The sequence below is a fragment of the Streptosporangium sp. NPDC001681 genome, from assembly GCF_040298085.1.
GTDB lineage: Bacteria > Actinomycetota > Actinomycetes > Streptosporangiales > Streptosporangiaceae > Streptosporangium.
This window is the reverse complement of sequence record NZ_JBEOZN010000034.1, coordinates 50,092-75,314: the sequence shown is the minus strand read 5'-3', so window position 1 is coordinate 75,314 and position 25,223 is coordinate 50,092. Positions and strand designations below refer to the sequence as shown.

Annotated in this window: 16 protein-coding genes; 12 read left to right on the top strand and 4 right to left on the bottom strand. The window is 70.2% G+C overall.

Annotation, left to right across the window (positions count from 1 at the left end; all coding sequences use genetic code 11):
• On the top strand, nucleotides 1-1,258 hold a 1,258-nt coding region (locus ABT130_RS17905; protein ID WP_350956638.1), incomplete at its 5' end, for a M14 family metallopeptidase.
• 95 nt (nucleotides 1,259-1,353) lie between these two features.
• Here the strand turns inward: ABT130_RS17905 and ABT130_RS17900 are convergent.
• From ABT130_RS17900 to ABT130_RS17890, 3 genes are read right to left on the bottom strand one after another with little or no spacing between them, the layout of a single operon-like run.
• Nucleotides 1,354-2,667, bottom strand: a complete 1,314-nt coding sequence (locus ABT130_RS17900) for a maltokinase N-terminal cap-like domain-containing protein (RefSeq protein ID WP_350956636.1) — start codon at nucleotides 2,665-2,667, stop codon at nucleotides 1,354-1,356.
• A gap of 4 nt (nucleotides 2,668-2,671) precedes the next feature.
• Nucleotides 2,672-4,375, bottom strand: a complete 1,704-nt coding sequence (gene treS / locus ABT130_RS17895; protein WP_350914588.1) for a maltose alpha-D-glucosyltransferase — start codon at nucleotides 4,373-4,375, stop codon at nucleotides 2,672-2,674.
• A gap of 46 nt (nucleotides 4,376-4,421) precedes the next feature.
• The gene (locus tag ABT130_RS17890) at nucleotides 4,422-6,542 is read right to left on the bottom strand and encodes an alpha-1,4-glucan--maltose-1-phosphate maltosyltransferase (RefSeq protein ID WP_350914590.1); all 2,121 of its coding nucleotides are present in this window, start codon (nucleotides 6,540-6,542) and stop codon (nucleotides 4,422-4,424) included.
• A 350-nt stretch (nucleotides 6,543-6,892) separates the two neighbouring features.
• Between ABT130_RS17890 and glgP the strand changes: the two genes are divergently transcribed.
• Nucleotides 6,893-9,472, top strand: coding sequence for an alpha-glucan family phosphorylase (glgP, locus tag ABT130_RS17885; RefSeq protein ID WP_350914592.1), 2,580 nt, complete (start codon nucleotides 6,893-6,895; stop codon nucleotides 9,470-9,472).
• Between the two features lie 54 nt (nucleotides 9,473-9,526).
• On the opposite strand, the gene ABT130_RS17880 is transcribed toward glgP, so the two are convergent.
• Complete coding sequence (locus tag ABT130_RS17880) at nucleotides 9,527-11,398, bottom strand: flavin monoamine oxidase family protein (RefSeq protein WP_350956634.1); 1,872 nt, start codon at nucleotides 11,396-11,398, stop codon at nucleotides 9,527-9,529.
• 312 nt (nucleotides 11,399-11,710) lie between these two features.
• Between ABT130_RS17880 and ABT130_RS17875 the strand changes: the two genes are divergently transcribed.
• The 10 genes from ABT130_RS17875 to ABT130_RS17830 all read left to right on the top strand — a co-directional run bounded on the left by ABT130_RS17875 (nucleotide 11,711) and on the right by ABT130_RS17830 (nucleotide 24,988).
• Nucleotides 11,711-13,831 carry an amylo-alpha-1,6-glucosidase gene (locus tag ABT130_RS17875; protein ID WP_350956632.1) on the top strand — a complete coding sequence of 707 codons (2,121 nt, stop codon included), beginning with the start codon at nucleotides 11,711-11,713 and terminating at the stop codon, nucleotides 13,829-13,831.
• A 34-nt stretch (nucleotides 13,832-13,865) separates the two neighbouring features.
• Nucleotides 13,866-15,008, top strand: coding sequence for a glycosyltransferase family 4 protein (locus ABT130_RS17870; RefSeq protein WP_350956630.1), 1,143 nt, complete (start codon nucleotides 13,866-13,868; stop codon nucleotides 15,006-15,008).
• Nucleotides 15,009-15,083: 75 nt separating this feature from the next.
• Nucleotides 15,084-15,854, top strand: a complete 771-nt coding sequence (locus tag ABT130_RS17865) for an enoyl-CoA hydratase/isomerase family protein (protein ID WP_350914601.1) — start codon at nucleotides 15,084-15,086, stop codon at nucleotides 15,852-15,854.
• Between the two features lie 77 nt (nucleotides 15,855-15,931).
• Nucleotides 15,932-16,324 (top strand): hypothetical protein, encoded by a 393-nt coding sequence (locus ABT130_RS17860; RefSeq protein WP_350914603.1) that lies wholly within the window; start codon nucleotides 15,932-15,934, stop codon nucleotides 16,322-16,324.
• Nucleotides 16,321-17,544 carry a DUF6395 domain-containing protein gene (locus ABT130_RS17855; protein ID WP_350956629.1) on the top strand — a complete coding sequence of 408 codons (1,224 nt, stop codon included), beginning with the start codon at nucleotides 16,321-16,323 and terminating at the stop codon, nucleotides 17,542-17,544. Before ABT130_RS17860 ends, ABT130_RS17855 begins: the two co-directional genes overlap by 4 nt.
• Nucleotides 17,529-18,383: a M55 family metallopeptidase gene (locus ABT130_RS17850; RefSeq protein ID WP_350914608.1), complete on the top strand. Its 855-nt coding sequence runs from the start codon at nucleotides 17,529-17,531 to the stop codon at nucleotides 18,381-18,383. Before ABT130_RS17855 ends, ABT130_RS17850 begins: the two co-directional genes overlap by 16 nt.
• Before the next feature lie 78 nt (nucleotides 18,384-18,461).
• Entirely contained in the window at nucleotides 18,462-20,060 is a 1,599-nt protein-coding gene (locus ABT130_RS17845) for a flavin monoamine oxidase family protein (protein ID WP_350956628.1), read from the top strand.
• Nucleotides 20,061-20,121: 61 nt separating this feature from the next.
• Nucleotides 20,122-20,655 (top strand): YbaK/EbsC family protein, encoded by a 534-nt coding sequence (locus tag ABT130_RS17840; protein ID WP_350956626.1) that lies wholly within the window; start codon nucleotides 20,122-20,124, stop codon nucleotides 20,653-20,655.
• 131 nt (nucleotides 20,656-20,786) lie between these two features.
• Entirely contained in the window at nucleotides 20,787-23,039 is a 2,253-nt protein-coding gene (locus ABT130_RS17835; RefSeq protein WP_350956625.1) for a serine/threonine-protein kinase, read from the top strand.
• Complete coding sequence (locus tag ABT130_RS17830) at nucleotides 23,039-24,988, top strand: serine/threonine-protein kinase (RefSeq protein WP_350914618.1); 1,950 nt, start codon at nucleotides 23,039-23,041, stop codon at nucleotides 24,986-24,988. The genes ABT130_RS17835 and ABT130_RS17830 overlap by 1 nt, the downstream gene beginning before the upstream one ends.
• The last annotated feature ends 235 nt before the right edge of the window (nucleotides 24,989-25,223 follow it).

Below are 25,223 nucleotides of genomic sequence, written 5' to 3'. Positions count from 1 at the left end.
GGCGACGAAGCTGACCGACAACCTCAAGGCGCCGGCCACCGTCTCGCGCGACCCGTTCCAGATGAAGGCGCTGCGCATCGGCAAGCAGCGGGACGGTTCGAAGGTCGGTGTGTTCCTCTACTGCCAGGAGCACGCCCGCGAATGGGTGACCCCGCTGACCTGTGTGGAGACCGCCGAGCGGCTGCTGCGCAACTACGCCCGTGACGGGCAGACCAAGAAGCTGGTCGACAACCTCGACATCTTCATCATGCCCACGGTCAACCCCGACGGCGGGCACTACAGCGTGTACGACTACAACATGCAGCGCAAGACCATGACCAACCACTGCCCGGTCAACGCGGCCGACCCCGCGAACCGCAACGCCTGGGGTGTGGACCTGAACCGCAACTTCTCGGTCGGTTCGTTGTTCGACGGCTACAGCGGTGCCTCGGCGACCTGCACCAGCGGCACCTACGCGGGCCCGGCCGAGCTGTCGGAGCCGGAGGCGCGCAACGAGGTCTGGATCACCGAGCAGTACCCGAACATCAAGTTCGCGATGAACACGCACTCCTACGGCGGCTACTTCATGTGGGCTCCGGGCGCGTACAAGACCGCCGGGCGCGAGACGCTGCCGCGGCCCGACTTCGGTACGGAGAACTTCTTCTGGAGTGCCTCCAACCACATCCTCTCCAGTGTCCAGTCCTGGCGCGGCAACGGTATCTGGCCGGGCCGCACCGGTCCGATCCCGGACGTGCTGTACTCCGCGGCCGGTAACAGCGCCGACGAGCACTGGTACAACCGGGGCATCATCGGCTGGAGCTTCGAGGTCGGCGCGGACGTCTACAACCCGCAGACCAAGCGTTTCGAGGCGGTCGGCTTCCAGCCGCCGTTCGCCGAGGGCCACGAGGAGGCGATGGAGTTCTCGTCCGGCCAGATCGGCATCCTGGAGGTGGCCCGTGAGTACGCCGATGACAAGAAGAAACCCGCCTCCAAGGTGAAGGTGACCGACCGGACCGACACGTCGACCACGTTCACCTTCGAGGTCGACGAGCCCGCCAACGTCTACTACACCCTGGACGGCAGCCGGCCGACGCTGAACTCCACCAAGCTTCTCGCCGCGGGAATGCGCGAGGGCTCCCAGCAGATCACGCTCGACAAGACCTCCGAGATCCACTGGTTCGCCGTGGACATCGCGGGCAACGTGGAGAGCAACTACAAGCCCGACGGCAATGGCAACAACTACCGAAAGGAGAAGGTGGAGGTCCGCGACGCTCGCTGACCCCGCCTGACGTTCGCACGGCCGCCGGTCCACCGACCGGCGGCCGTCCCGATGAGGGGCGGCGCCGGCGATCTCCGCGCGCCGCGGGCGGGCGCCTAATGGCCGGTTCTGAAGGCGGCCATCGGGATGTGCAGCCAGGTCGGACGGTTGCGGGCCTCGTAGACGACCTCGTAGGCGGCCTTGTCGAGTTCCAGGGCGCGGAGCAGGACGGCGTCCTCGGCGCGCAGATGGCCGCCTCCGGCGGAGTAGCCGGCCAGGAAGGAGGAGCGGTTGAGCTCGGCCCACTCGACCGCGCGGGGGCGCAGCTCGTCGGCGTCGACATGGTCGGCCAGCAGGTGGCGGGCCGCGTAGTCGAAGGAGCGGAGCATCCCGGCCACGTCGCGCAGCGGTGAGGCCAGGGCCCGGCGCTCGGCGATGGGCTGTCCAGGCTCGCCCTCGAAGTCGAGGATGATCCAGTCTGTGGGGGTCCTCATCACCTGGCCGAGGTGGTAGTCGCCGTGGACGCGCTGGACCGATATCTCCCTGGCCACCTCGGAGACCCGCTGGTACGCCTCCTCGGCGACATGGGCGTGCGCGCGGAGCTCGGGCACCTCGGCGACCGCGACGGCCAGGCGGCGGCCGAACTCCTCGACCATCCGCTTGACCTCCTGCGACTCGATCACGTCGACGGGGAAGGCGGCGGCCAGCTCGTGGTGGACCTGGGCGGTGGCCACGCCGAGGCGGAAGGACTCGGCGCTGAAGTCGCCGCCCGCCTCCGAGGCCGAGGACTCCAGGGCGCCGTAGAGGTCGCGGACGCTGGCCAGTGCCAGCGCCCAGCCGTCGTTGGAGTTCGACAGGAACTCCTGGGTCATCGCCAGCGTGGTGGGCTCGCCGTCGAGGTCGGTCTCGATCCAGCCGTACGGCCGCGCGATGTGGGTGCCGTCACGGAGGGCCAGGGCGGTGACGATCTCCAGTTCCGGGTTGACCCCGGGGGTCAGGCGGCGGAACAGCTTGCAGATGTAGGTGTCGCCGTACACCAGGGAGGTGTTGGACTGCTCGGCGCTGAGCACCAGGCTCCGCAGGGAGGTGTTGATCTCCACCCCGTCGAGGTGGCGGAAGCGGAGCGGGCCCAGATCGCGGTTCTCCGCCATGCCTGTCAGCAGGACGCAGGTGAGGTCGGCGTCATAGGCGGCGTCGTAGTAGTCCTCGCCGATGTGGGCGGGCTTGAAGCGGTACTCATCGGGCGCGTCGGTGCCGAGCAGCAGCTGGTACCGGTCGCGTACCCCGGCCTGGTGCACCGAGATGACCAGGTGGCGCAGGCGTGCTGCGAGTTGCACGTCCGAGTCGACGACGAGATTGTCGATCGGACGCCCCTTACCGGCGAACCATCGTTGATGGGTGATCCAACCGGTAAGGAGCTCCGTCAACACGGCTTTACGCCTCCTGGGATACGGGCGGCAGGGTGAACCAGTAGAACCCATGCCCAGGGAGCGTCAAAAGATACGGAAGTTCGCCAATCGGTGGGAAAGGAACCCCGCCCATCGTCTCCACCGGAATCGATCCCTCGAAGCGGCGGAGGTCCAGCTCCACCGGTTGCGGGAATCTGGAGAGGTTGTTGACGCACAGGATCCGGTCGTCGCCGAGCTCCCGTACGTAGGCCAGGACGCTCGGATTGGAGGAGTTCAGCTCGGTGAACGCGCCGAGGCCGAAGACCGAGTGGCGCTTGCGGATGTCGATCATCCGCTTGGTCCAGTGCAGCAGCGAGCCCGCGCTCCGCTGCTGGGCCTCGACGTTGAGCGCCTGGTAGCCGTAGATCGGGTCCATGATGACCGGGAGATACAGCCGGCCGGGGTCGCAGTCGGAGAATCCCGCGTTGCGGTCGGGGCTCCACTGCATCGGGGTACGGACCCCGTCGCGGTCGCCCAGCCAGATGTTGTCCCCCATGCCGATCTCGTCGCCGTAGTACAGCACGGGAGAACCGGGCAGGGAGAGCAGCAACGCCGTGAACAGCTCGATCTGGTTGCGGTCATTCTCCAGCAGCGGCGCCAGCCGCCGCCGGATGCCGACGTTGGCGCGCATCCGGGGATCCTTGGCGTACTCCGAGTACATGTAGTCGCGCTCGTCGTCCGTCACCATCTCAAGCGTGAGCTCGTCGTGGTTGCGGAGGAAGATGCCCCACTGGCAGTTCTCCGGGATCTTCGGCGTCTGGGCCATGATCTCCGAGATCGGGTAACGCGACTCCCTCCTGACCGCCATGAAGATGCGCGGCATCAGCGGAAAGTGGAACGCCATGTGGCACTCGTCGCCACCGGTGGCGGGGTCGCCAAAGTACTCGACCACGTCGGCGGGCCACTGGTTGGCCTCGGCCAGCAGCACCCGGTCGGGGTAGAGCCGGTCGACCTCCGCCCTGACCCGCTTCAGATACTCATGGGTCCTGGGCAGGTTCTCGCAGTTGGTGCCGTCCTGCTCGAACAGGTACGGGATGGCGTCCATCCGGAACCCGTCGATGCCGAGGTCCAGCCAGAAGCGGAGCACCTCCAGCATCGCGTCCTGCACGTCGGGGTTCTCGTAGTTGAGGTCCGGCTGGTGCGAGAAGAAGCGATGCCAGTAGTACTGTCCCCGGACCGGGTCGTGCGACCAGTTGGACGTCTCGGTGTCTATGAAGATGATCCGGGCGTCCTTGTAGAGCTCGTCGTGGTCGTTCCAGACGTAGAAGTCGCCGAAAGGACCCTCGGGGTCGTGCCGGGAGGCCTGGAACCACGGGTGCTGGTCGCTGGTGTGGTTCATCACCAGGTCGGCGATGACCCGCATGCCGCGCTTGTGCGCCTCGTCGACCAGCTTCACGAAATCTCCGAGGTCCCCGAAGTCGGGAAGGATCTTCATGAAGTCGGCGATGTCGTACCCGCCGTCGCGCAGCGGTGACTCGTACAACGGCAGCAGCCAGAGGCAGTCGACGCCGAGCCACTGGAGGTAGTCCAGTTTCTGGATGAGACCGCGGATGTCTCCGGTGCCGTCGCCGTTGGAGTCGGCGAAACCCCGGATGAGAACCTCGTAGAAGACGGCGCGCTTGAACCAGTAGGGATCGCGCGGCTCTTCCTCGTCGAAGGTGTTCGGAATTGGCTCAGGTAGCTGACTCACCAGTGGACTCCCCGCTGTTCTGCCGGTATACGCGTACCCGGCCGGCTCACCGCTGGTTCGCCGCCGCTGCACGCAGAGTGAAGACGTGCGCTGGGTGGATGTGGGGATCGAGGCGCACGTAGTTGTCCTGCCGCCATCGATACGACTCGCCCGACAGCTCGTCGTCCACGACGAACTCGGCTTGCCAGTCGAGACCGAGGGCGGGCATGTCCAGCGACACCGTCGCCTCGTGGGTGTTGTGCGGATCCAGATTCACGACCACGAGGACCACGTCGCCCAGGCCGTGCCGTCGTGTGGCCGTGTCGTAGGCGCCGGGCAGCCGCTTGGAGAAGCAGACCATGTCCGGATGGTTAACGCTGTGAAACCGTAGATTACGCAGTTCCTGGAGCGCCGGGTGCGCTCTTCGGAACAAATTGAGTTGCGTGATGAACGGGGCAAGGCTACGTCCCTCCCGCTCAGCCCCTACCCAATCACGGGGTTTGTATTGATATTTCTCACTATCTAGATATTCCTCACTGCCTGGTCTAACCGGTACATTCTCCGCAAGTTCATAACCTGCATAGACGCCCCAGGTCGGCATCGCCGTCGCCGCAAGTACTGCTCTGATGAGGAATGCCGGGACTCCCCCATGTTGAAGGTACTCGTGGAGAATGTCCGGAGTGTTAACAAACACGTTCGGCCGCATGTACGACGACGTCTCGTGGGAGAGCTCGCTCAGGTACTCCTCGACGTCCGAGCGCGAGTTCTTCCAGGTGAAGTACGTGTACGACTGATGGAAACCGACCTTGGCCAGCGTCCGCATCATCGCCGGCCGGGTGAACGCCTCGGCCAGGAACAGCACGTCCGGGTCCGTGGCGTTGATGTCGGCCAGCAGCCTCTCCCAGAAGGCCACCGGCTTGGTGTGCGGGTTGTCCACCCGGAAGATCCGCACGCCGTGATCCATCCAGAGCCGCACCACCCGCCTGATCTCCTCGTAGATCCCCTGGGGATCCTTGTCGAAGTTCAGCGGGTAGATGTCCTGGTACTTCTTCGGCGGATTCTCCGCGTAGGCGATCGAGCCGTCGGCGCGGATGTTGAACCACTCCGGATGCTCGGTGACCCACGGGTGGTCGGGTGCGCACTGCAGGGCCAGGTCGATGGCGACCTCCATGCCCAGCTCGCGGGTCTTCGCCACGAAGGCGTCGAAGTCCTCGAAGGTGCCCAGGTCGGGGTGGATGGCGTCGTGACCGCCCTCCTGCGAGCCGATCGCCCAGGGCGAGCCGGGGTCGTACGGTTCGGGGGTCAGGGTGTTGTTGCGCCCCTTGCGGAAGCTCTGCCCGATCGGGTGGATCGGCGGCAGGTAGACGACGTCGAAGCCCATCTTCGCGACGGCCGGCAGCCGCTTCGCAGCAGTCTGGAAATTTCCGGACTTGGGGGCTGCGTCCCGTTCGATGATCGCGCCCTCGGAGCGCGGGAAGAACTCGTACCACGACCCGAACAGCGCCCTGCGGCGGTGGACCACCACCGAGCGCGGCGACGACCTCGTGATCAGCGCGCGCAGGGGGTGCGCGTGCAGCAGCGCGGCCGTCTCCGGAAGCTGGGCGACGGTGAACCGGGCACGCGGGTCGATCCGGGTGTCACGGAGCCTGGCGGCCACCGCCTGAAGCGCGGCGCGGTGCCCGCACGCGTGTGCCTGCGTGACCTTGCCCCGTCTCGCGGTCCTCGCCGCGGGGGTCCTGCCGCTCACCGGCCTGCCGGTCGCGACACTGCCGGTCGCCGGCCCGCAGTCGGCGGCCCGTACGGCTCTCGCCGCGCGGTCGAAGAGCCGGGCGCCCTCCTCGCACATCAGGTCGGCGTCCAGGTCGCGCGGGATCTTGATGCTCGCGTCGTGCAGCCAGGTGGCCAGGGGGTCACCCCAGGCCTCCACCCGGAAGCGCCACTCGCCCTCGGTGGGCAGCGTCACCTCCACGCCCCAGCGGTCGGTGCCGGGCCCGAGCTCGCCCATGGGCAGCAGCGGCCCGCGCACGCCGTCGGGGCCGGTGAACACGACCCCTGCGGCGACCGCGTCGTGTCCCTCGCGGAACACGGTCGCGGAGATCTCGAAGGTCTCACCCGCGGCGGCCTTCGCGGGGTAACGCCCGCATTCGACCGTGGGGTAGATGTCCAGGATTGGGATTCGTCCGATCATCGCGTCTCAAGGTAGCGGCGGCACGCCCGGTACCGCCGGGGAAGTCAGCAAGGAAGGATCTTCGATTTTCAAGCGTCCCCGGCGGCCGTTCTCGGGGCAGGGCGGAACCCTGCCCTGCCGGGACGGCCGGTTCCGAGGGCAGTGCATTCTGGCTCGTATGTCCGGTGCCCTAATAGTCCATCTTCATGCGTGCCGGTGGATAGAGTGCGGGACCTCTTACTCTTCGGCGAGTTGTCCTAACAGTCGATCACCTGCCTTTGATGTGTTTGGGGGTGATTGATAACGGTGAGAGGGAGACGGGTGAGTGTTTGAGTCGCCCTCGTGGCGCTGAGTAACTAGGGTCTGGCACCGTGAGAGCTATTCGCAGGTTTACCGTCCGCACCGTCCTGCCCCCCGAGCTGGCCTCCCTCGGGGAGCTCGTGCTGAATTTGCGCTGGTCGTGGCACCCGGAGACATTGGATCTGTTCGGCGAGGTCGATCCGGCGATCTGGGGGCGTGTCGGGTACGACCCCGTCGCCCTGCTGGGTGCGGTGGAGGCCGAAAGGCTCCGCGAGCTCGCCGCCGACCGCCGCTTCCTGCGGCGGCTGGCCGACGCGGCCGACGATCTCCGCGAATACATGACCGCTCCCCGCTGGTACCAGACCATCTCCGACGCTCCCCGGAGCATCGCCTACTTCTCGCCCGAGTACGGCATCGCCGCCGCCCTGCCGCAGTACTCCGGCGGCCTCGGCATTCTCGCCGGCGACCACCTCAAGGCGGCCAGCGACCTCGGCGTGCCCATCCTGGCCGTCGGCCTGCTCTACCGGCACGGCTACTTCACCCAGTCCCTCTCGCCCGAGGGCTGGCAGCTTGAGCACTACCCCTCCCTCGATCCGGGCGGCCTGCCGCTGACCCTGCTGAAGGAGCAGGACGGCACCCCGGTACGGATCAAGCTCAGCCTTCCCGAGCAGCGCACGCTGCACGCCCAGGTCTGGGTGCTCCAGGTCGGCAGGGTGCCGCTGCTGCTGCTCGACTCCGACGTGGCCGAGAACGACACCGCGGCCCGCGACGTCACCGACCGCCTGTACGGCGGCGGCACCGACCACCGCCTGCTCCAGGAGCTGCTGCTCGGCGTCGGCGGCGTCCGCGCCATCCGGGCCTACTGCCGGGTCACCGGGCACGCCGAGCCCGAGGTGTTCCACACCAACGAGGGGCACGCCGGCTTCCTCGGCCTGGAGCGCATCCGCGAACTCACCGAGGCCAGGCTCTCCTTCGACGAGGCGCTGGAGGCGGTGCGGGCCGGCACCGTCTTCACCACGCACACCCCGGTGCCCGCCGGGATCGACCGCTTCCCCACGGAGATGATCGCCCGCCAGTTCGGCGGCGACAACGCGTGGCCCACGGTCCCGGTCGACCGCATCCTCGCGCTCGGCGCCGAGGACGAGCCGGGCAAGTTCAACATGGCCGCGATGGGCATGCGGCTGGCCCAGCGCGTCAACGGCGTCTCCGAGCTGCACGGCGCGGTGAGCCGGGAGATGTTCCAGTGGCTCTGGCCCGGCTTCGACGCCGACGAGGTCCCGATCGGGTTCATCACCAACGGCGTGCACGCGCCCACCTGGGTGGGCCGCGAGATCATGGAGCTGGCCGGCCAGGAGCTGCCCACGCTGGTCGAGCAGGCCCAGGGCTGGGAGAGCATCACCAAGATCTCCGACGGCGACGTCTGGGGCATCCGGGGGAGGCTGCGCGAGAAGCTGGTCAGGGCGGCTCGCGCCCGGCTCCGCCAGTCGTGGCTCAACCGGGGCGCCTCCCCGCCCGAGCTCGGCTGGATCGACGAAGCCCTCGACCCCGAGGTGCTGACCATCGGCTTCGCCCGCCGGGTGCCCTCGTACAAGCGGCTCACCCTGATGCTGTCCGACCCCGAAAGGCTCCGGGCGCTGCTGCTCGACCCGGTCAAGCCGGTCCAGATCGTGATCGCGGGCAAGGCGCACCCGGCCGACGAGGGCGGCAAGAAGCTCATCCAGCAGATCGTGAAGTTCGCCGACGCAGAGGATGTGCGGCACCGCATCGTCTTCCTGCCCGACTACGACATGGCCCTGGGCCAGCTGCTCGTCCAGGGCTGCGATGTGTGGATGAACAACCCGCTCCGCCCGCTGGAGGCGTGCGGCACGTCCGGCATGAAGGCGGCGCTCAACGGCGGGCTCAACCTGTCCATCCGCGACGGCTGGTGGGACGAGTGGTACGACGGCACCAACGGCTGGGCCATCCCCACCGCCGACGGCGTCGCCGACCCCGACCGCCGCGACGAGCTGGAGGCCACCGCCCTCTACGACCTGATCGAGCACGAGGTGGCCGACCGGTTCTACGACCGCGCGGACGGCCTGCCCCGGCGCTGGCTGGAAATGGTCAGGCACACCCTGACCTCGCTCGGCCCCAAGGTGCTCGCCGGGCGGATGCTCCGCGACTACGTGGTCGGTCTCTACGCCCCCGCGGCCTCCTCCGCGCGCGCCCTGTCCGGTGACGGGTACGAGCAGGCCAGGAGCTTCGCGGCGTGGAAGCTCAGGGTCGGCAGGGCCTGGCCGGGCGTGCGGGTCGAGCACGTGGAGGCCTCGGGTCTCGGCGACACCCCCGAGCTCGGATCGTCCCTGGGGCTGAAGGCCACCATCGTCCTCGGCGAGCTGGAGTCCGGTGACATCCGGGTCCAGGCGGCCTACGGGCGGGTCGGGGACCACGACGACCTGGCCGCCCCCGCCTACGCCGACCTGACGGTCGAGAACGTGGGTGACGACGGCAGGGCCGTCTTCGGCGGGACCATCCCGCTGGAGCGCACCGGCCCCTTCGGCTACACGGTCCGGGTCGTTCCCGACCACTCCCTGGTGGCATCGCCCGCGGAACTCGGCCTGGTCACGGTGCCGGAGGAGCCGGTGGGCATGACCAACGGCACCCTCCGTTGAGTGCGTGTCCACCCGGCGCGCGCGCCGGGTGGACACGCCGGGTGGACGGCGCCGTCAGGCGTTGGCCTCCAGAGCCGTACGGACGGCCGACTCCAGGGCGCCCTCGATCCAGGAGTGCTTGAGCGAGGTGTGCTCGCCCGCGAAGTGCAGCCGCCCGACGGGTGCGGTGATGGCGGGGTGGATCTCGGTCATCTGGCCCGGGGTGAAGACCGCGGCCTCGCCGAAGGCGTAGCGGTTGCGCAGCCAGCTCTGGGTCTGGCCATGGCCGGTGTAGAAGTCGGCGATGCGCTCCCCGTGCACCTCCTGCAGTCCGCGCAGCGCGTGGCCGTAGCGCTCGGCGTCGTCCATGGAGTCCCACCGGGAGGCGTCGTCGGCCCATGCGTAGCTGGCCAGCACGACGCCGCCCTCGCTGCCGCGCACCGGGTGTGAGGGGAAGTAGATGAACCTGTTGGCGTTGTCGGTGACCGAGCCGCCGCCCGTCACGTGGCTCGCGGGCCCGGGGCGGTAGCGGGGGCCCAGTTCGCGCTTCCAGTCTCGCTCGTCGAACTCCCACCAGCGTCTGCGGAACTCCAGCAGCACCTTGGTCGCGGAGTCGTAGTGCAGCTCGATCACCGCGCGTCGCTTCGGGTAGGGCAGAGCCGGGGTGATCTCCACGTGGCGCAGCGCGGAGAACGGGATCGTGATGATCGCGAGATCTCCCTCGAACGTCTCGCCCCTGCCCTGGGGCCGGGAGACGGACTCGGTGCTGCCCGTCTCGGTGACCGTCTCGACGCGCACCCCCCGGGCGGTGTGCTGGATCCGCACGGCCCGGCGGTCCATCCGGATGTTCCCGCGCAGCCCGGGCTCCAGCCGGTAGGGCAGCTCCCGGCTGCCTCCGGCCATCTCCCAGTAGGTCGCCGACGGGTTGACCAGGCTCCGGGTGAGGAAGGTGTGCATGAACGACAGCGGCAGCCGGGAGGTCAGGTTCTCGATGGTGCCGATGGCGTCGATGGCCGCGTCGCTCAGCCTGGCGTGCTCCCGGAGGAAGCGGTTCATGGAGTGGTCGTCGAAGTCGTACAGCACGCGGGCCCAGCCCTCGATCAGCTCGGGCAGCGGCTTGTCGACCCGCTCGGAGCCGCGGACGACGGAGAAGTAGTCCCTGACCGGATCCAGCGCCTCGTCCAGGATCCTTCCCGCGGTCCTGTCGTCCCTGAGCCCGAACGAGGCGTTGATCTTTCGTGGGTCCCTGGCGTACTCGTCGCGCCGTTGCGAGATGCCGTTGACCCGGATCCAGGTGTGGTTCGCCCGCTGCGGTGCGGTGAACTCCCCGCGGGACGGCCCGGAGCGCCAGACCGGTCCGCGGCGCGAGGTGTAGACGACCGGCGGTGTCGGTCCGCTCGCCGCGTCGCCGGGCCGCACGTCGACGTTGTAGAACAGGCGGCGGGAGATGCCGAGCTTGTCGATCAGCGCGAGGGTGAGCGGATGGAAGTCGGGGATGCGCATCGCCCCCGCCTCGGCGTACTGCCGTCGGTCGGCGAAACCGGTCCGGAAGGTCTTGATCCGGCCGCCGATCCGGTTGCCGTTGGCCTCGATGACGGTGACCCGGTGCCCGGCCCGCTTCAGCAGCGTGGCGGCCACCAGGCCGGAGATCCCGGCGCCGACGACCAGGATCCTCTTGGGGCTGCGGGTCCTGGGCAGGCCCTTGTCGATCAGCACCTTGAGGTATTCGAGTTTGAGGTCCGCGCCGTCCTCGTCGATCAGCAGCAGATCCCGTGCCACCTTCAGGCAGGTGTCCCAGCGCTCTCCGTCGCGCGGCTCCCGCCGGGGGCCGATGGGGGCCGGGGCGGCCGAGGCCGGGGGAGCCATGGGGGCCACGGCGGAGCCCATGGCCCCCACCGCGCCCAGCCCTGCCAGCCTGGCGAATCCTCGCCGGTCGATACCTGTCACGGCATCCTCCTGTCGCTAGTCACTCTAGGTAATGAGATGACTACTATCGGTTTGCCTTCCGGTGTGCCAGGATCTTCCAGGCTGTGACTCCAACCGATGTGACGGAGCCTGTTTTTTTGCGGTTTTTGTCGCAATGGACGGACGGAGGGCCGGTGGGTGGGTGATGGCGCCCGGGGGCGGAATATCAAGCCGGATCGGACAAAAGCTCTTTTATCGGGCAAAACGTGATAATGGACCTCTTTTGCCTAGTTCTCTCTCCTTTTATGTGGGAATGGCTAGATAGCCGACATATCGCACAAGCTGGAGTGAGCATTGAACGCATGGACGTTCGAAGGGCAACCAGGTCCGCTGGGCGACACCACGGTCACCCTGGTCGAGGGCGGCTCCTTCTGCGTGTGCGCGCGCAACGGCGACATCCGGCCCGGCGGGGCGCAGGGTGTCTACCACGCCGACACCCGGCTGCTCTCGCGCTGGGAGCTCAGGGTGGACGAGACGGTGGTGGAGCCCCTCAGGGTGCTGCCGGCCGAGCCGTACCACGCGACGTTCCTCGGCAGGGCCGGCCCCCGCCCGGGGCGGGCCGAGAGCAGTCTGCTCGTGATCAGGGACCGCTACGTCGGCGGCGGCCTCCGTGAGGACCTGACCCTGCGCAACCTGGCCGACGAGCCCGCCGGATGCGTCGTCGACATCCACGTGGCCTCCGACGTGGCGGACCTGTTCGAGGTGAAGGCGGGCCGGGTCAGGCACGTGGCCGACGTGGAGATGACGGCCGACAGATCGGGGCTGCTGATCATCTCCACCTGCCGCTCGCGCGGTACCAGGGTGGTGGCGGAGCCGGCGCCGTTCGCCGTGCCGGGCATGCTCATCTTCAGGGTCGTGGTGCCCACCCGGGGCGAGTGGACCGTCAGCCTGCAGGTCAACCCGATCCTGGAGGGCGAGGAGTCGCCGGCCTGGTTCTCCACGCGCTATCCCCTGGAGCACGCGGAGCCCGCCAGGCGCCGGGCCGACTGGGAGCGCCTCAGCCCGGTCGTCGTCACCTCCGACCGCCTCCTGGCAAAGGTGCTGGAACGCTCCAAGGAGGATCTCGGCGCGCTCCGGCTCTTCGAATCCGACAGGCCGGAGGAACCGCCGACCATCGCCGCGGGCGCACCGTGGTTCATGACCCTGTTCGGCCGCGACTCGCTGCTGGCCTCGTGGATGGCGCTCCAGATGGACCAGTGCCTGGCGCTGGGCACCCTGCGCCGCCTGGCCAGGCTCCAGGGCACCGTCAACGACCCGCTCACCGAGGAGGAGCCGGGCAAGATCCTGCACGAGCTCCGCTTCGGGACCCAGGTCGGCGCCGCGCCGCAGGCCGGCCGCGCCTACTACGGCTCGGTGGACTCGACCCCGCTGTTCGTGATGGTCCTGGGCGAGTTGCGCCGATGGGGCATGCACGGGGAGGCCGTCGAGGAACTCATGCCGCACGCCGACGCCGCCCTCGACTGGATCAACAGGTGCGCCGACCCGTTCCTGTCCTACCGGCGCAAGACCGACCACGGACTGATCAACCAGGGATGGAAGGACTCCTTTGACGGCATCAACTTCGCCGACGGCACCCTCGCCCGCCCGCCCATCGCCCTGGCGGAGGTCCAGGGCTACGTCTACGCCGCCTACATCGCCCGCGCCCACTTCGCCCACGAGGTCGGCGACGCGACTCTGGAGGAGCAGTGGACGGCCCGCGCGAGCCGGATCAGGGACGCCTTCAACGAGCGCTTCTGGCTGCCGGACCGGGGCTACTACGCCGTCGGTCTCGACGGCGCCGGGCGCGCCATCGACAGTCTCGCCTCCAACATGGGGCACTGCCTGTGGGCCGGCATCGTCGACGAGGACCGGGCCGCACAGGTCGCCGAGCGACTGCTCTCGCCGGAGATGTTCACCGGGTACGGGGTGCGGACCCTCGCCTCCACCATGGGCGCCTACAACCCGATGAGCTACCACAACGGCTCGGTCTGGCCGCACGACAACGCCCTGATCGCGTCCGGGCTGATGCGCTACGGCTTCACGCGGGAGGCACAGCGGATCGCCTACGGCCTGCTGGACGCGGCCGAGGCCTTCGGCTGGCGGCTGCCCGAGCTGTTCTGCGGGTTCGACCGGGCCGAGTTCACCTGGCCCGTGCCGTACCCCACCTCCTGCTCCCCGCAGGCGTGGGCCGCGGCGAGCCCCATCCAGCTGGTCAGGAGCCTGCTGCGCTTCGAGCCGTGGATTCCCTACGGGCGGGTGTGGCTGGATCCGGTCGGGCTGGAGGGCCTGCGGATCCAGGGGCTGCCGCTCGCGGACTCCAGGGTCACCATCGACGTCGGCGCGTCCGGCGCCGCCATCAGCGGGCTGCCGGACGGGGTCACCCTGATCAACGCGCCGCGCAGCCCGCTGACCGCCGCCCTGAGGCAGGTGCACTGACCGTTTCCTTCGTCTCTCTCCAGGTGAGGTCGCCATGGTTTCTTCCAGAGCTGTCCCGGAGTGGTCCGACGGCATGCGCATCCTGATGGTCGCGCCGCCCTGGTACGACGTACCGCCCCACGGCTACGGGGGCATCGAGTCGATGGTGGCGGGCCTCGTCGCCGGGCTGACCCGGCGCGGGCACGACGTCACGATGATCGGGGCGGGCACGGCGGGGACGCCGGCGCGCTTCCTGGCCACCTACGGGCGGGCGCCGTCCGAGCGGATCGGCGAGGCGCTGCCCGAGGTCCTGCACGCCGCCAGGGCGTACGCGATGGGCTCGAAGCTCGTCGTGGACGTGATCCACGACCACTCCCTGGCCGGTCCGCTGACCGCGCCCGCGCAGGCCGTGCCGACCATGATCACCTGCCACGGCGAGGTGGGGGGCGAGTACGGCGAGTACTACCGGGTGCTCGGCGAGGGCATGTCCATGGTCGCCATCTCCGAGGCCCAGCGGCGTATCGCCCCCGACCTGAACTGGGCGGGGGTCGTCCACAACGCCGTCGACGTCGAGGCCTTCCCCTTCAGGGAACGCAAGGAGGACTGGACGCTCTGGCTGGGCAGGTTCAGCGAGGACAAGGGCGCCCACCTGGCCATCGACGCCGCCCGTGCGGCCGGGCGGCGCATCCTGCTGGCCGGCAAGCTCACGGAGCAGGCCGAGCACGACTACTTCGACGCCTACGTCAGGCCACGCCTGGGGCCCGACGCCGAATACGTCGGCGAGGCCGACACCGCCCGCAAACGCGAGCTGCTGGCCGCGGCCAGGTGCCTGGTCTTCCCGGTCCTCTGGGAGGAGCCGTTCGGGATGGTGATGATCGAGGCCATGGCCTGCGGCACGCCCGTGGTCGCCCTGGGCCGGGGCGCGGTGCCCGAGGTGGTCGTGGACGGGGTCACCGGATTCATCCGGAGCGCCCCCGCGGAGCTCCCCGCCGCCATCGAGGCGGCCGGCATGCTCGCCCCGCACGCCTGCCGCTCCCGGGCGGAGCGTTTCTTCGGGGTGGAGACGATGGCCCGCGCGTACGAGGCGATCTATCGCAGGGTGATCGCCGGGCCGTCGAGGCGGGTAGGAGAGCGCGTCGCGGCGAGCGCGGCGGAGAGTGCGGCGGGGAGCAGGGACCTGGCCATGCCCGTCAACTGAGCGGCGCTCTATGTTGGATCACGGCGCGGCCGGCACCGGACCGGTCGCGTTGTGAATCTTGATGGAGGGACGTCCATGGGTGAGTTCGTGCGAGTGGAGAAGGCTGACGGGGTCGCGACGATCAGGCTCGACCGGCCGAAGATGAACGCGCTCAACCGGCAGGTCCAGTTGGAGATCGCCGAGTGCGCCCGGCAGGTGGACGCCGATGGGGACGTGAGCGCCGTGGTCGTCTACGGGGGACGGGTCTTCGCGGCCGGTGCCGACATCAAGGAGATGGCCGACATGTCGTACGCGGACATGGCGGTCCACTCGCGGACCCTGCAGGACTGCTTCACCGCCGTCGCGAGGATCGGCAAGCCCGTCGTCGCGGCCGTGACCGGCTACGCGCTCGGTGGCGGCTGCGAGCTGGCCCTGTGCGCCGACATCAGGATCGCGGGGGAGTCGGCCAAGCTGGGCCAGCCCGAGGTCCTGCTCGGTCTCATCCCCGGCGCGGGAGGCACCCAGCGGCTGCCCAGGCTCATCGGCCCGGCCAAGGCCAAGGACCTCATCTTCACCGGACGCCATGTGGCCGCCGACGAGGCGCTGGCCATCGGCCTGGTGGACCGGGTGGTCCCCGACGACGACGTGTACACCGAGGCCCTCGCCTACGCGGCCCAGTTCGCCGGGGGGCCGTCCCTGGCGCTGCGCGCCGCCAAGCAGGCGGTCGACCACGGCCTGGAGACCGATCTGGACACCGGTCTGGAGATCGAGCGCCTGCAGTTCTCCGGCATGTTCGCCACCGCCGACGCCGGGATCGGCATGCGCGCCTTCTCCGAGAGGTCGAAGGCCGAGTTCACCGGCCGCTGAGGCGTTCAGCCGGCTTGCTGGGATCGGTCATGGATGATTAAAAATTGCCGGTATCGTGCCGGATTATGGTGCGGTTGGTGAAGCGTGCGCTGGTGCCCGCTCCGCTGCGGCGGGCGGTCCTCGGCTGGTTCGATTCCCGGTACATCTCCAGGGCGGATCACCGGCAGGACGTCAAGGACGCGCTCTGGGAGGTCCAGACGCTGGCCAGGGAGGTCACCTCGCTGCGCGCGGAGGTCGTCGAGCTCCGCGCGCGGGTGGCCGGGGTCGCTCTCGACCCCGCGCGGGCCGGGCGCTGGGACGACGCCCACCGGCTGGCCCAGGAGACCGCGGTCGCGCTGGACGGGGTCCTCCAGAACGAGGTGCTGCTCTGGCAGGCCGTGGACCGCGCCGCGGGAGAGGGCACGGGCCGGGCGGCACTTCCCGGGGTGCGCGGGAGCGTTCCAGACAGGGCCGCCGGGGGCACCGCGTGAGAGTGACCTGGAGTGCGGACGGCGGCACCTGGCACCTGGCGTTCCGGCTGGACCCCGAGGACGACATCACCGGCCTCTGCGCCGACGGCCAGCCGCTGAAGCTGGCCACGAACTCGTTCCGGGTCGAACTGCCGCGGGCCCCGCGTGACATCCATCCCGACCTGCTCGCCCTCGCCGCGTGGACCGTGGTCGCGCCGTGGACCCGGCGCCGCGTCGTCTTCGACCGGCCGATCTCACCGGAGCTCGCGGGGGCGATCAGCGACGGCTGGGGGATCGAGGCCGGTCCCGAAGGCGGACGGGCGCGGTCGGGTGACAGGCTGGCGATCTCCTACAGCGGCGGGGCGGACTCGGTCGCGGTGGCCGCGATGCTGCCCGACGCGCCCTTCGTGCACTTCCAGAGGGTCTCCCACCCGCGCGTGCCCAACCGGTGGACCCACTACCGCTCCGACGTGCTGGCCTCGCTGGCCGCCAGGACCGGGCGCGAGCTGACCGTCGTCCGCTCCGACCTGGAGTTCACGCTCGCCGAGCCGCGCCCCGGCTACCCCGAGCACCACGCGGTCGCCGCCGGCGCGCTGCTGCTGGCGGACGAGCTCGACCTGGGGGGCCTGGCCTTCGGCTACGAGCTGGGCTCGCGCTGGCTGGGAGGCGACCGCTACCTGCTCCGCTACACACCCGACAACCCGATGTGGGCGCCGCACGGTGCCTGGGGGCGGGCGTTCGCCGCGGCCGGTCTGCACATCGTGCTCCCGGTAGGCGGGGTCAGCGAGGCCGTCACGATGCGGCTCGCCCTCGGCTCCGAGTTGCGCGGGCAGGTCCGCTGGTGCCTGCGCGGGGTGAGCGGCCCCTGCGGGACCTGCGGCAAGTGCCTGTACAAGGAGCTCATCCAGGCCGCCGTCGAGCGCCGCCCGCTCCGCACCACGATCACCGCGGGCCGCCCGGTCGCCCGCAGGTGGCAGCAGCCGCCGCCGTACGGCGGCCAGGAGATGATCGAGTACGGCTGCGCCAGGGTGCCCGGCATCGAGGACACCGTCTTCGGCGCGGCGGCCGGGTACCTGCGCGCGAGCGAGTCCTCCACCGCCTGGCTGGACCGCTGCTACCGGCCCGCGATCGCGGAGATCCCCGAACCGTGGCGCAAGCAGGTTCACGACTTCGTGGATGGGGAGATCGGTTTCATGAACGAGGATGAGGTGCGGCGCGTCGAGACGTGGGGGACGGCGTGAAGGTGTACGTCTCGGTCGACATGGAGGGGGTCACCGGTCTGACCGACCCCGAGGAGATGCGGGCCGGAGGGCGGGGCTACGAGCGTGGCTGCGAGCTGATGACCGGCGACGCCAACGCGGTCATCGAGGGGGCGTTCGACGCGGGCGCCACCGCGGTACGCGTCAACGACGCGCACGGCTCGACCAAGAACCTCAGGATCGACCTGCTCGACGAGCGGGCGACCCTGCTCCGTGGTCCCGGCAAGCCGATGCGGATGGGGCAGGGACTCGACGCGAGCCACCGGGCGGCCTGCTTCGTCGGCTACCACGCGCGGGCCGGTGTCCAGCACGGCGTCCTCAACCACACCTGGATGGGCAGGGAGATCCAGAACCTCTACCTCAACGACGAGGTCTGCGGCGAGACCCGTCTCGTCGCCTCCTTCGCCGGGGCGCTCGGCGTGCCGGTGGCCCTGGTGACCGGGGACGAGGCGGTCTGCGAGGAGGCCAGGGAACTGCTCGGCGACGTGGAGACCGTCGCGGTCAAGAAGGGGATCGACAGGTTCGCCGCCGAGCTCCTGCCACCCGCCGTCGCCCAGGCCCGCATCCGCGAGGCCGCCGCCCGCGCGCTCGACCGGGTGGCCGACTTCCGCCTCTGCGCCCCCGAGCCGCCGTTCACCCTCGGCGTCGAGTGGAACTCCACGGCCATCGCGGCCGGATGCGCGATCATTCCCGGCGTGCGGGCGGTGGGCCCCCGGCACACCGAGTTCACCACGGACGACTTCTCGCAGATCATGGCCCTGCTGGGAGTCTTCGCCATGATCGGCGGTCAGATCGCCTGCGGCAGCGGCATTTATGGCTGACCTCCCTCTACGTCCCCTTTGAAATGTCCCCGTTGAAATAGCCCCCCGGACGGTTCCCGATGCCCTTGACGATTTTCGATGAGTGACGAGACGGGGCCTGTCGCCCAGGCCGCCCCGGCCGGCGGCGGAGGACTGACGCGCAGGGCGCTGCTGGTCGGGGTGGGCGCGGCCGGGGGCGCCGGGGCCATGTTCGCGGCCATGGGCGCGCTCGGCCTCGCCCCGGAGTCCCAGGAGAGAGAGTTCACCCCTCCGCAGCCCTCCGACTTCTCCCTCAGCGGCAGAGCGGCGGCCAAGGTGGTCGTCCTCGGCGCCGGTATCACCGGGCTGACCTGCGCCTACGAGCTGGGCAAGGCCGGATACGACTGCACGCTTCTGGAGGCGTCCGACCGGGTGGGCGGCAGGAACCTCACGCTGCGCGCGGGCGACCGGCTGGACGAGCTGGACGGCGAGACGCAGACGGCCGCGTTCGAGGAGGGCACCTACTTCAACGCGGGGGCCGGGCGGATCGCGCCGTGGATGGTCACCATGGACTACTGCCGCGAACTGGGCGTCCCCATCGAGACGTTCGTCAACAACAACGCCTCGGCGTACGTCTACAACGAGAACATGAGTGCCCCGGTCCGGGCGCGTACGGCCCGCGCGGACCTGTACGGCTACGTCGCGGAACTGCTGGCCAAGGCGAGCAGCGCCGGCGCGCTGAACCGCAGGCTCACCGCCGACGACCGCGAGCGGCTGGCGGAGTTCCTGCGGCGCTTCGGCGACCTCGGACCCGATCTCAGCTACCGAGGGTCGGCACGGCGGGGTTTCGAGACCTATCCGGGAGTGGACCAGGGCGTTCCCCTGGGCGCGGCACCCTCGCTGCGGGACGTGCTCGCCGCGGGCACCGGCAGGGCCGTCACCATGGACTTCGGCTACGACCAGGCGATGCCCATGTTCCAGCCGGTGGGCGGCATGGACGCGATCGCCGTCGCGCTCGCCGACGCGGTCGGCCGCGACCGGATCAGGACCGGCACCCGGGTCACCGGGATAAGGAACCTGCCCGACGGGGTGGAGGTGACCCACCAGGGCGGCACGGTCCGCGCCGACTACTGCATCGCCTCCCTGCCACCCCACCTGCTCGCGCGCCTGCCGCACAACCTCGGCACCCCGGTCACCGCCGCGCTCCGCACGCCCGTACCGGTCTCCGCCGGAAAGATCGGGCTGGAGTACGGCAGGCGCTGGTGGGAGATCGACGACCGCATCTACGGCGGTGTCACCGAGACCGACCTGGACATCACCCACATCTGGTACCCCTCCCACGGCTACCACTCCCGCAGTGGCCTGGTGGTCGGCTACTACAACGTCGGGCAGAACGCCGATCTTTACGGCGCGCTCTCCCACCGCGATCGTCGAAGCCGGGCGCTCACCCAGGGCAAGAAGATCCACGGTGAGAAGTACCGCGCCGAGCTGCGCTCCAGCATCTCGATCGCCTGGCGGCGCAGGCCGCACATCGAGGGCGGCTGGGTGGGCTGGCCCTCCCACGAGGGGGCTTTCGCCCTCCTCCAGCGCCCGGCGGGGCGGGTCTACTTCGCCGGGGACTGGCTCACCCAGCTGATCGCCTGGCAGGCCGGCGCGATGGAGTCGGCGAGGAGGACGGTCACCGAGCTGCACCGCCGGGTGCTGAGCGCGACCTCCTGAGTTCTCCGGCGCGGCCGTAAGGTTTTCGGTGCGAAGGAAATCCGAGGGAGATGAGACGGCGATGGCGATCGGAACACTGGACTGGACGAGTGCCACCGAGCGGCTGGACCTGCTGGCCGAGCCGGTGGCGCGGGCGGTCGACGGGCTCGACGGGGTCCTCGGCGAGATCGAGGTCGCCGAGATCGACCCGGCACTGGCCGACACGGCGGCCTTCTGCGAGCGCTACGGCGTGGACCTGGGCGAGTCGGCCAACTGCGTGATCGTGGCGGCCAGGCGCGCGGGGGAGGTCCGCTACGCGGCGTGCATGGTGCTCGCCACCATGCGGGCCGACGTCAACGGAGTGGTCCGGCGTCACCTGGACGCGCGGAAGATCTCGTTCGCGTCGATGGACGACGCGGTCACGCTGACCGGTATGGAGTACGGCGGGATCACCCCGCTCGGGCTGCCCGAGGAGTGGCCGGTACTCGTCGACGAGGCGGTGGCGGCCCATCCTGAGGTGGTGATCGGCAGCGGGGTCCGCCGCTCCAAACTGGCGGTGTCGGGCTCCCTGCTGGCCGGGTTGAAAACGGCGCAGGTTCTCCGCCTGGCGAACTGAAGCGAAAATGAGATTAAGTGAGAACGGGAATCGGGAAACCGTCGGGGTTCTGTGAACGTTATTCAGTCGGAAAATGTGGCCCGATGGTTCATCTCATGGGCGGGGTCTAAGCCGATATGGTGCTTCATGCCATGAATCAGGACGACCGATTGGGCCCTTACCGGCTGCTGCGGCGGCTCGGCGAGGGCGGTATGGGTGTGGTTCACCTCGCGGTCGACCCACAGGGCCGACAGGTCGCGGTGAAGGTGCTCCGCGCCGAGGTGGCGGGCGACGACGTCGCCCGTCGCCGTCTTTCGCGTGAGGTCGAGACGATGCGGCGGGTGCGCAGCGAGCACATCGCCGAGGTCATCGACGCCGATGTGACCGGCCACCGCCCCTATATCGTGACGCGATATGTCGCCGGCCAGCCGCTGGACGAGGTGATCAAGCAGGACGGCCCCATGGAGCTGCCCGCGCTGCTGAGGGTCGCGCACGGTGTGGCGTCGGCGCTGGCCGCCGTGCACTCGGTCGGCGTGATCCACCGCGACCTCAAGCCCGGCAACGTCCTCATCCTGGACGGCCAGCCGGTCCTCATCGACTTCGGCATCGCCCAGGCCGTCGACGCGACCAGGCTCACCCAGACCGGCATGTTCATCGGCACGCCCGGTTACCTCGCCCCCGAGATCATCGAGGGACACGAGGCCGGCCCCGAGGTCGACGTGCACGCCTGGGCGGGCACCCTGGTCTTCGCCGCCACCGGCCAGCCGCCCTTCGGCAAGGGCACGCTGGAGATGATCTTCTACAACATCACCGCGGGCAAGGCGAACGTCGAGGCCGTCCCGCGTGAGCTCCAGCCGGTGCTGCGGGCCGCGCTTCAGCGCGACCCGGCCAGGCGACCTTCGGCCGCCGACCTGGTGGCGCAGGTGGGGCGCCTGCTGCCGGACACCGGCCGGTCCCGGGTGCCGGACGAGATCACCACGGTCGCGGAGTTCGACGACCCCGGTCCCGGCTTTCGCGGCGCCCCTGACCCGGGTTTCCGCGGTGATCCCGGTTTCCGCGGCGACCCGGGTTTCCGCGGCGACCCCGGCGACGTGCCGACCCCGGTGGCGTCCCGCCCGGCGGTCCCACCCACCCCCTGGCCCCCCGCCCCCGTGGCCCAGCCCCACGAGTACGTCTCGCTGCTCGGCGAGGAGCAGCCCGACCCGTGGCCGACCCGCCGGGTGACCCCCGAGGAACTGCGCCAGGCGGCGGCCCAGCAGTCCGCGCACGACCTGCCCACCGGCATGCTCGCCCCGGAGGACGTGCCCACTCGCACCCCCGGCGCGGTCCAGGGCTCCCCGCCCGTCGCGGGTTCCGCACCCGGCTCCGCCGTCCGTGACCAGCCGGGGGCGAGGGGCGACGACCAGGGCTTCACCGCGCCGGTCCCCGACGGGGACATCCCCACCCAGCGGGTCCGCCCCCAGGACCTGCAGGAATACATCCGCCAGTACACCAACCAGCCGGGCCAGCCGGGCCAGCCGGGCCAGCAGAACCAGCCGGGCCGGCATGGTGGCTACCCGGGGCAGCCGGGTCAGCAGGGCCGGTCGCCGCAGGTGGGCACCCCGCAGCCGTACCCGCAGCGGCAGGCCCCGTTCGATCAGCAGCAGACCCCGCACGTCCGCACCCCCGCACCCCCGCCCTACCCCTACTCACACCCGCAGCCCCCCGCGCAGGCCCAGCAGCCCCCTCAGCAGTACCCCCAGCAGGCCCAGCAGCACCCCGCGCCGTTGCCGCTCCACCCCGGGCAGCGGCCGGGGCACGCATTGCAGCGTTCCAAGGCGTACGGGGTGGTGAGCGTGCTGATGCTGGTCATCATGACGGTCGCGGCGGTCATCGCCCCGCTGATCGTCGCCGCGGTGGCCATCCCGGTGGCGATCCTGCTTCGTGCCGCCGACATCGCCCAACCGGCCCTGAACGCCCGCAGGACCGCCGGTGAGGCGGCTGCCGACGTCTTCCGGGTGCTCGGCCAGCCGGCCGCGCTGCTGAAGTCGATCGGCATCACCGTCGCCCTGGTGCCGTACGCGCTGATCCTCGGCCTGCCGGTGACGCTCCTGCTCGCCGTGCTGGTCGGGAGCATGCCCATCACCAACACGCTGAGCTGGGGCGCGGCCGTCGCGCTCTGGACCGTCTGCGCCGGACCCGGTGTGGAGGGCCCCAGCCGCCAGATGCGACGTACGCTGGCATCACTGCTGCCGTCACGCGGCGCGGCCATGATCGCCGCCGCGGTGCTGGGCGCGGTGGCGGCGCTGATGGTCTTCCTGGCGATCGGCACCGTGGGAGACAGGGCACGGCCGGCGGTGTGGACGCCGGTCGACGTCGGGACGGTGGTGGACGAACTGAGCGACCTACGAAAGAAGGCGGCGTGATGACGGGGGACACGCGGGCGCCCGAGAGGCTGGGCCCGTACCGGCTGCTCAGAAAGATCGGCGAGGGCGGCATGGGCGTCGTCCACCTCGGGGTCGACGAGGACGGGCGCGAGGTGGCCGTCAAGGTCCTGCACCCGCACGTGGCGGCCGACCTCAAGGCCCGCGACCGGCTCACCCGCGAGGTGGAGACCATGCGGCGGGTGCGCAGCCCGCACGTCGCCGAGGTGCTCGACGCCGAACTGACGGCCAGGCAGCCCTACATCGTGACCCGGTTCGCCCCCGGGCGCACGCTGGAGGAGACCGTCCTGCAGGACGGCCCGCTCCCCGCGGACCAGGTCATCCGGCTGGCGCAGGGCATGTGCGCGGCACTGGTGGCCATTCACGCCGCCGACGTCATCCACCGCGACTTCAAGCCGTCCAACGTGATGATCGTCAACGGTGATCCGCTGGTCATCGACTTCGGTATCGCGCACCTGGTCAACGCGACCAGGCTGACCCAGACCGGCATGTTCGTCGGCACCCCCGGCTACCTCGCCCCGGAGATCATCCGCGACTCCGAGATCACCCAGGCGGCCGACGTGCACGCGCTGGCCTCGACGGTCTTCTTCGGCGCGACCGGCCAGCCGCCGTTCGGCACGGGTAGCTTCGAGGTCGTCTGCTTCAACATCATGGAGGGCCGGGCAAACGTCGACAGGGCCCCCGGGTGGCTGCGCGGCTGGCTCAAGCGGGCACTGGCCGTCGACCCCGCCGCCCGGCCGTCCGCGACGGAGCTGCACCGGATGGCCCGCGCCCTCGACCCGACGGTGACGACCTTCCACGAGACACCGCCCACCGCCGTCCTCGACGGCGGGACGAAGGTCCTCAACACCGACGGCACCAGGATCCTGGACGGCCAGAGCCCGCCGCCCCCGCCGAACGGCACCCGTGTCCTGCCGCAGGACGAGGGCTACGCCGACCTGCTCCCGCCGGTCGAGTACGCCAAGCCGGAGCGGCGCGAGCGCAGGCCGAGGCAGGAGTCCGGCCAGGCGTCCGGCACGGGGACCGCCCCGCCGCCGTACGTCCCGGCCCCCCAGCCGCCGCCCTACGTCCCCGCGCCGCCCGCGGCGCAGGCCAGGGGCGCGGCACCGCCGCCCTACCCCGACCAGCGGGTGGCCGGATACCCGGCGCCGCCGCCGACCGGCCCGTCGAGGCACTACCCGCCGCCGGTCCAGGCACGGCCGCACACCCCGCCGCAGGAGCGGCCCGCGCCCAGGACCCCGCCGCAGGAGCGCTACCGCGCCAGCCACCCGCTGGCCGCGTTCCTGCTGCTGACGATCCTGGTGGCGGTGGCCTGCGTGCTGCCGGTGGTGGTGAGCGTGTTCGCGCTGGCCGCCGCGCTCTGCCTGCGGGTGGGGGAGTACCTGTTCGGGGACCTGGTCCAGCGCCGCTCCATCAGGGGCAGCAGCGCCACCGACCCGCTGCTCGCGGTGCTCGGCACCCCGTGGGCGCTGATCAAGGCCGCGTGCGCGACGCTGGTCACCGCGATGCTCTCCGCCATGTTCGGCATGTGCGTGTGGGGGTTCCTGGTCTACGCGGGCGACATGAACAAGAACCACGCGGCCGCCTACGCGGCCGGCGCCTTCGCGGCCGGGCTGTTCGTCCTTCCCGGCGGCGGCAAGCCGCGCAAGGCCGTCGCCCGCGCGCTGAGCGGGATCATCCGGAGCCCCGGCGCGGGCATGGTGACCACGATCATCCTGGGCACGCTGGCGTTCTTCGCGGTGATGGCCGCGGTGAGCGTGGTGCCCTCCTTCCTCCCGTGGCAGCAGCCGACCGATGTCGTCGACAACCTCACGACGCAGTGGCGGCAGTCGGCGAACGAGGGCGCGATGGGCGTGCTCGATCTCATCGGCGGCCTCCTCGACGACCTGATGACAAGCCTCGGCCTCGGGTTCCTGACGTTCTGGAGGTGACGATCCCGCCGGCGGAGACGGGCCGGTCGGGGGCGTACGCGACGGCCGGTCCCACGTGGCGAGGCCACCCGGACGCCGGTGGTCTCCGGGGCGAGGCCGGCCCCGGCTTCTTGGGCGATTCCTGAAGAGCGATACCAAGCCGGTCCCAAGCCCGGTTACCGGATGTGGTCGATGGGAAACCTCTAGCTTGCATCCCATGTCCGTTGATGGGTGTTTCCTGACATCCAGCCGATGC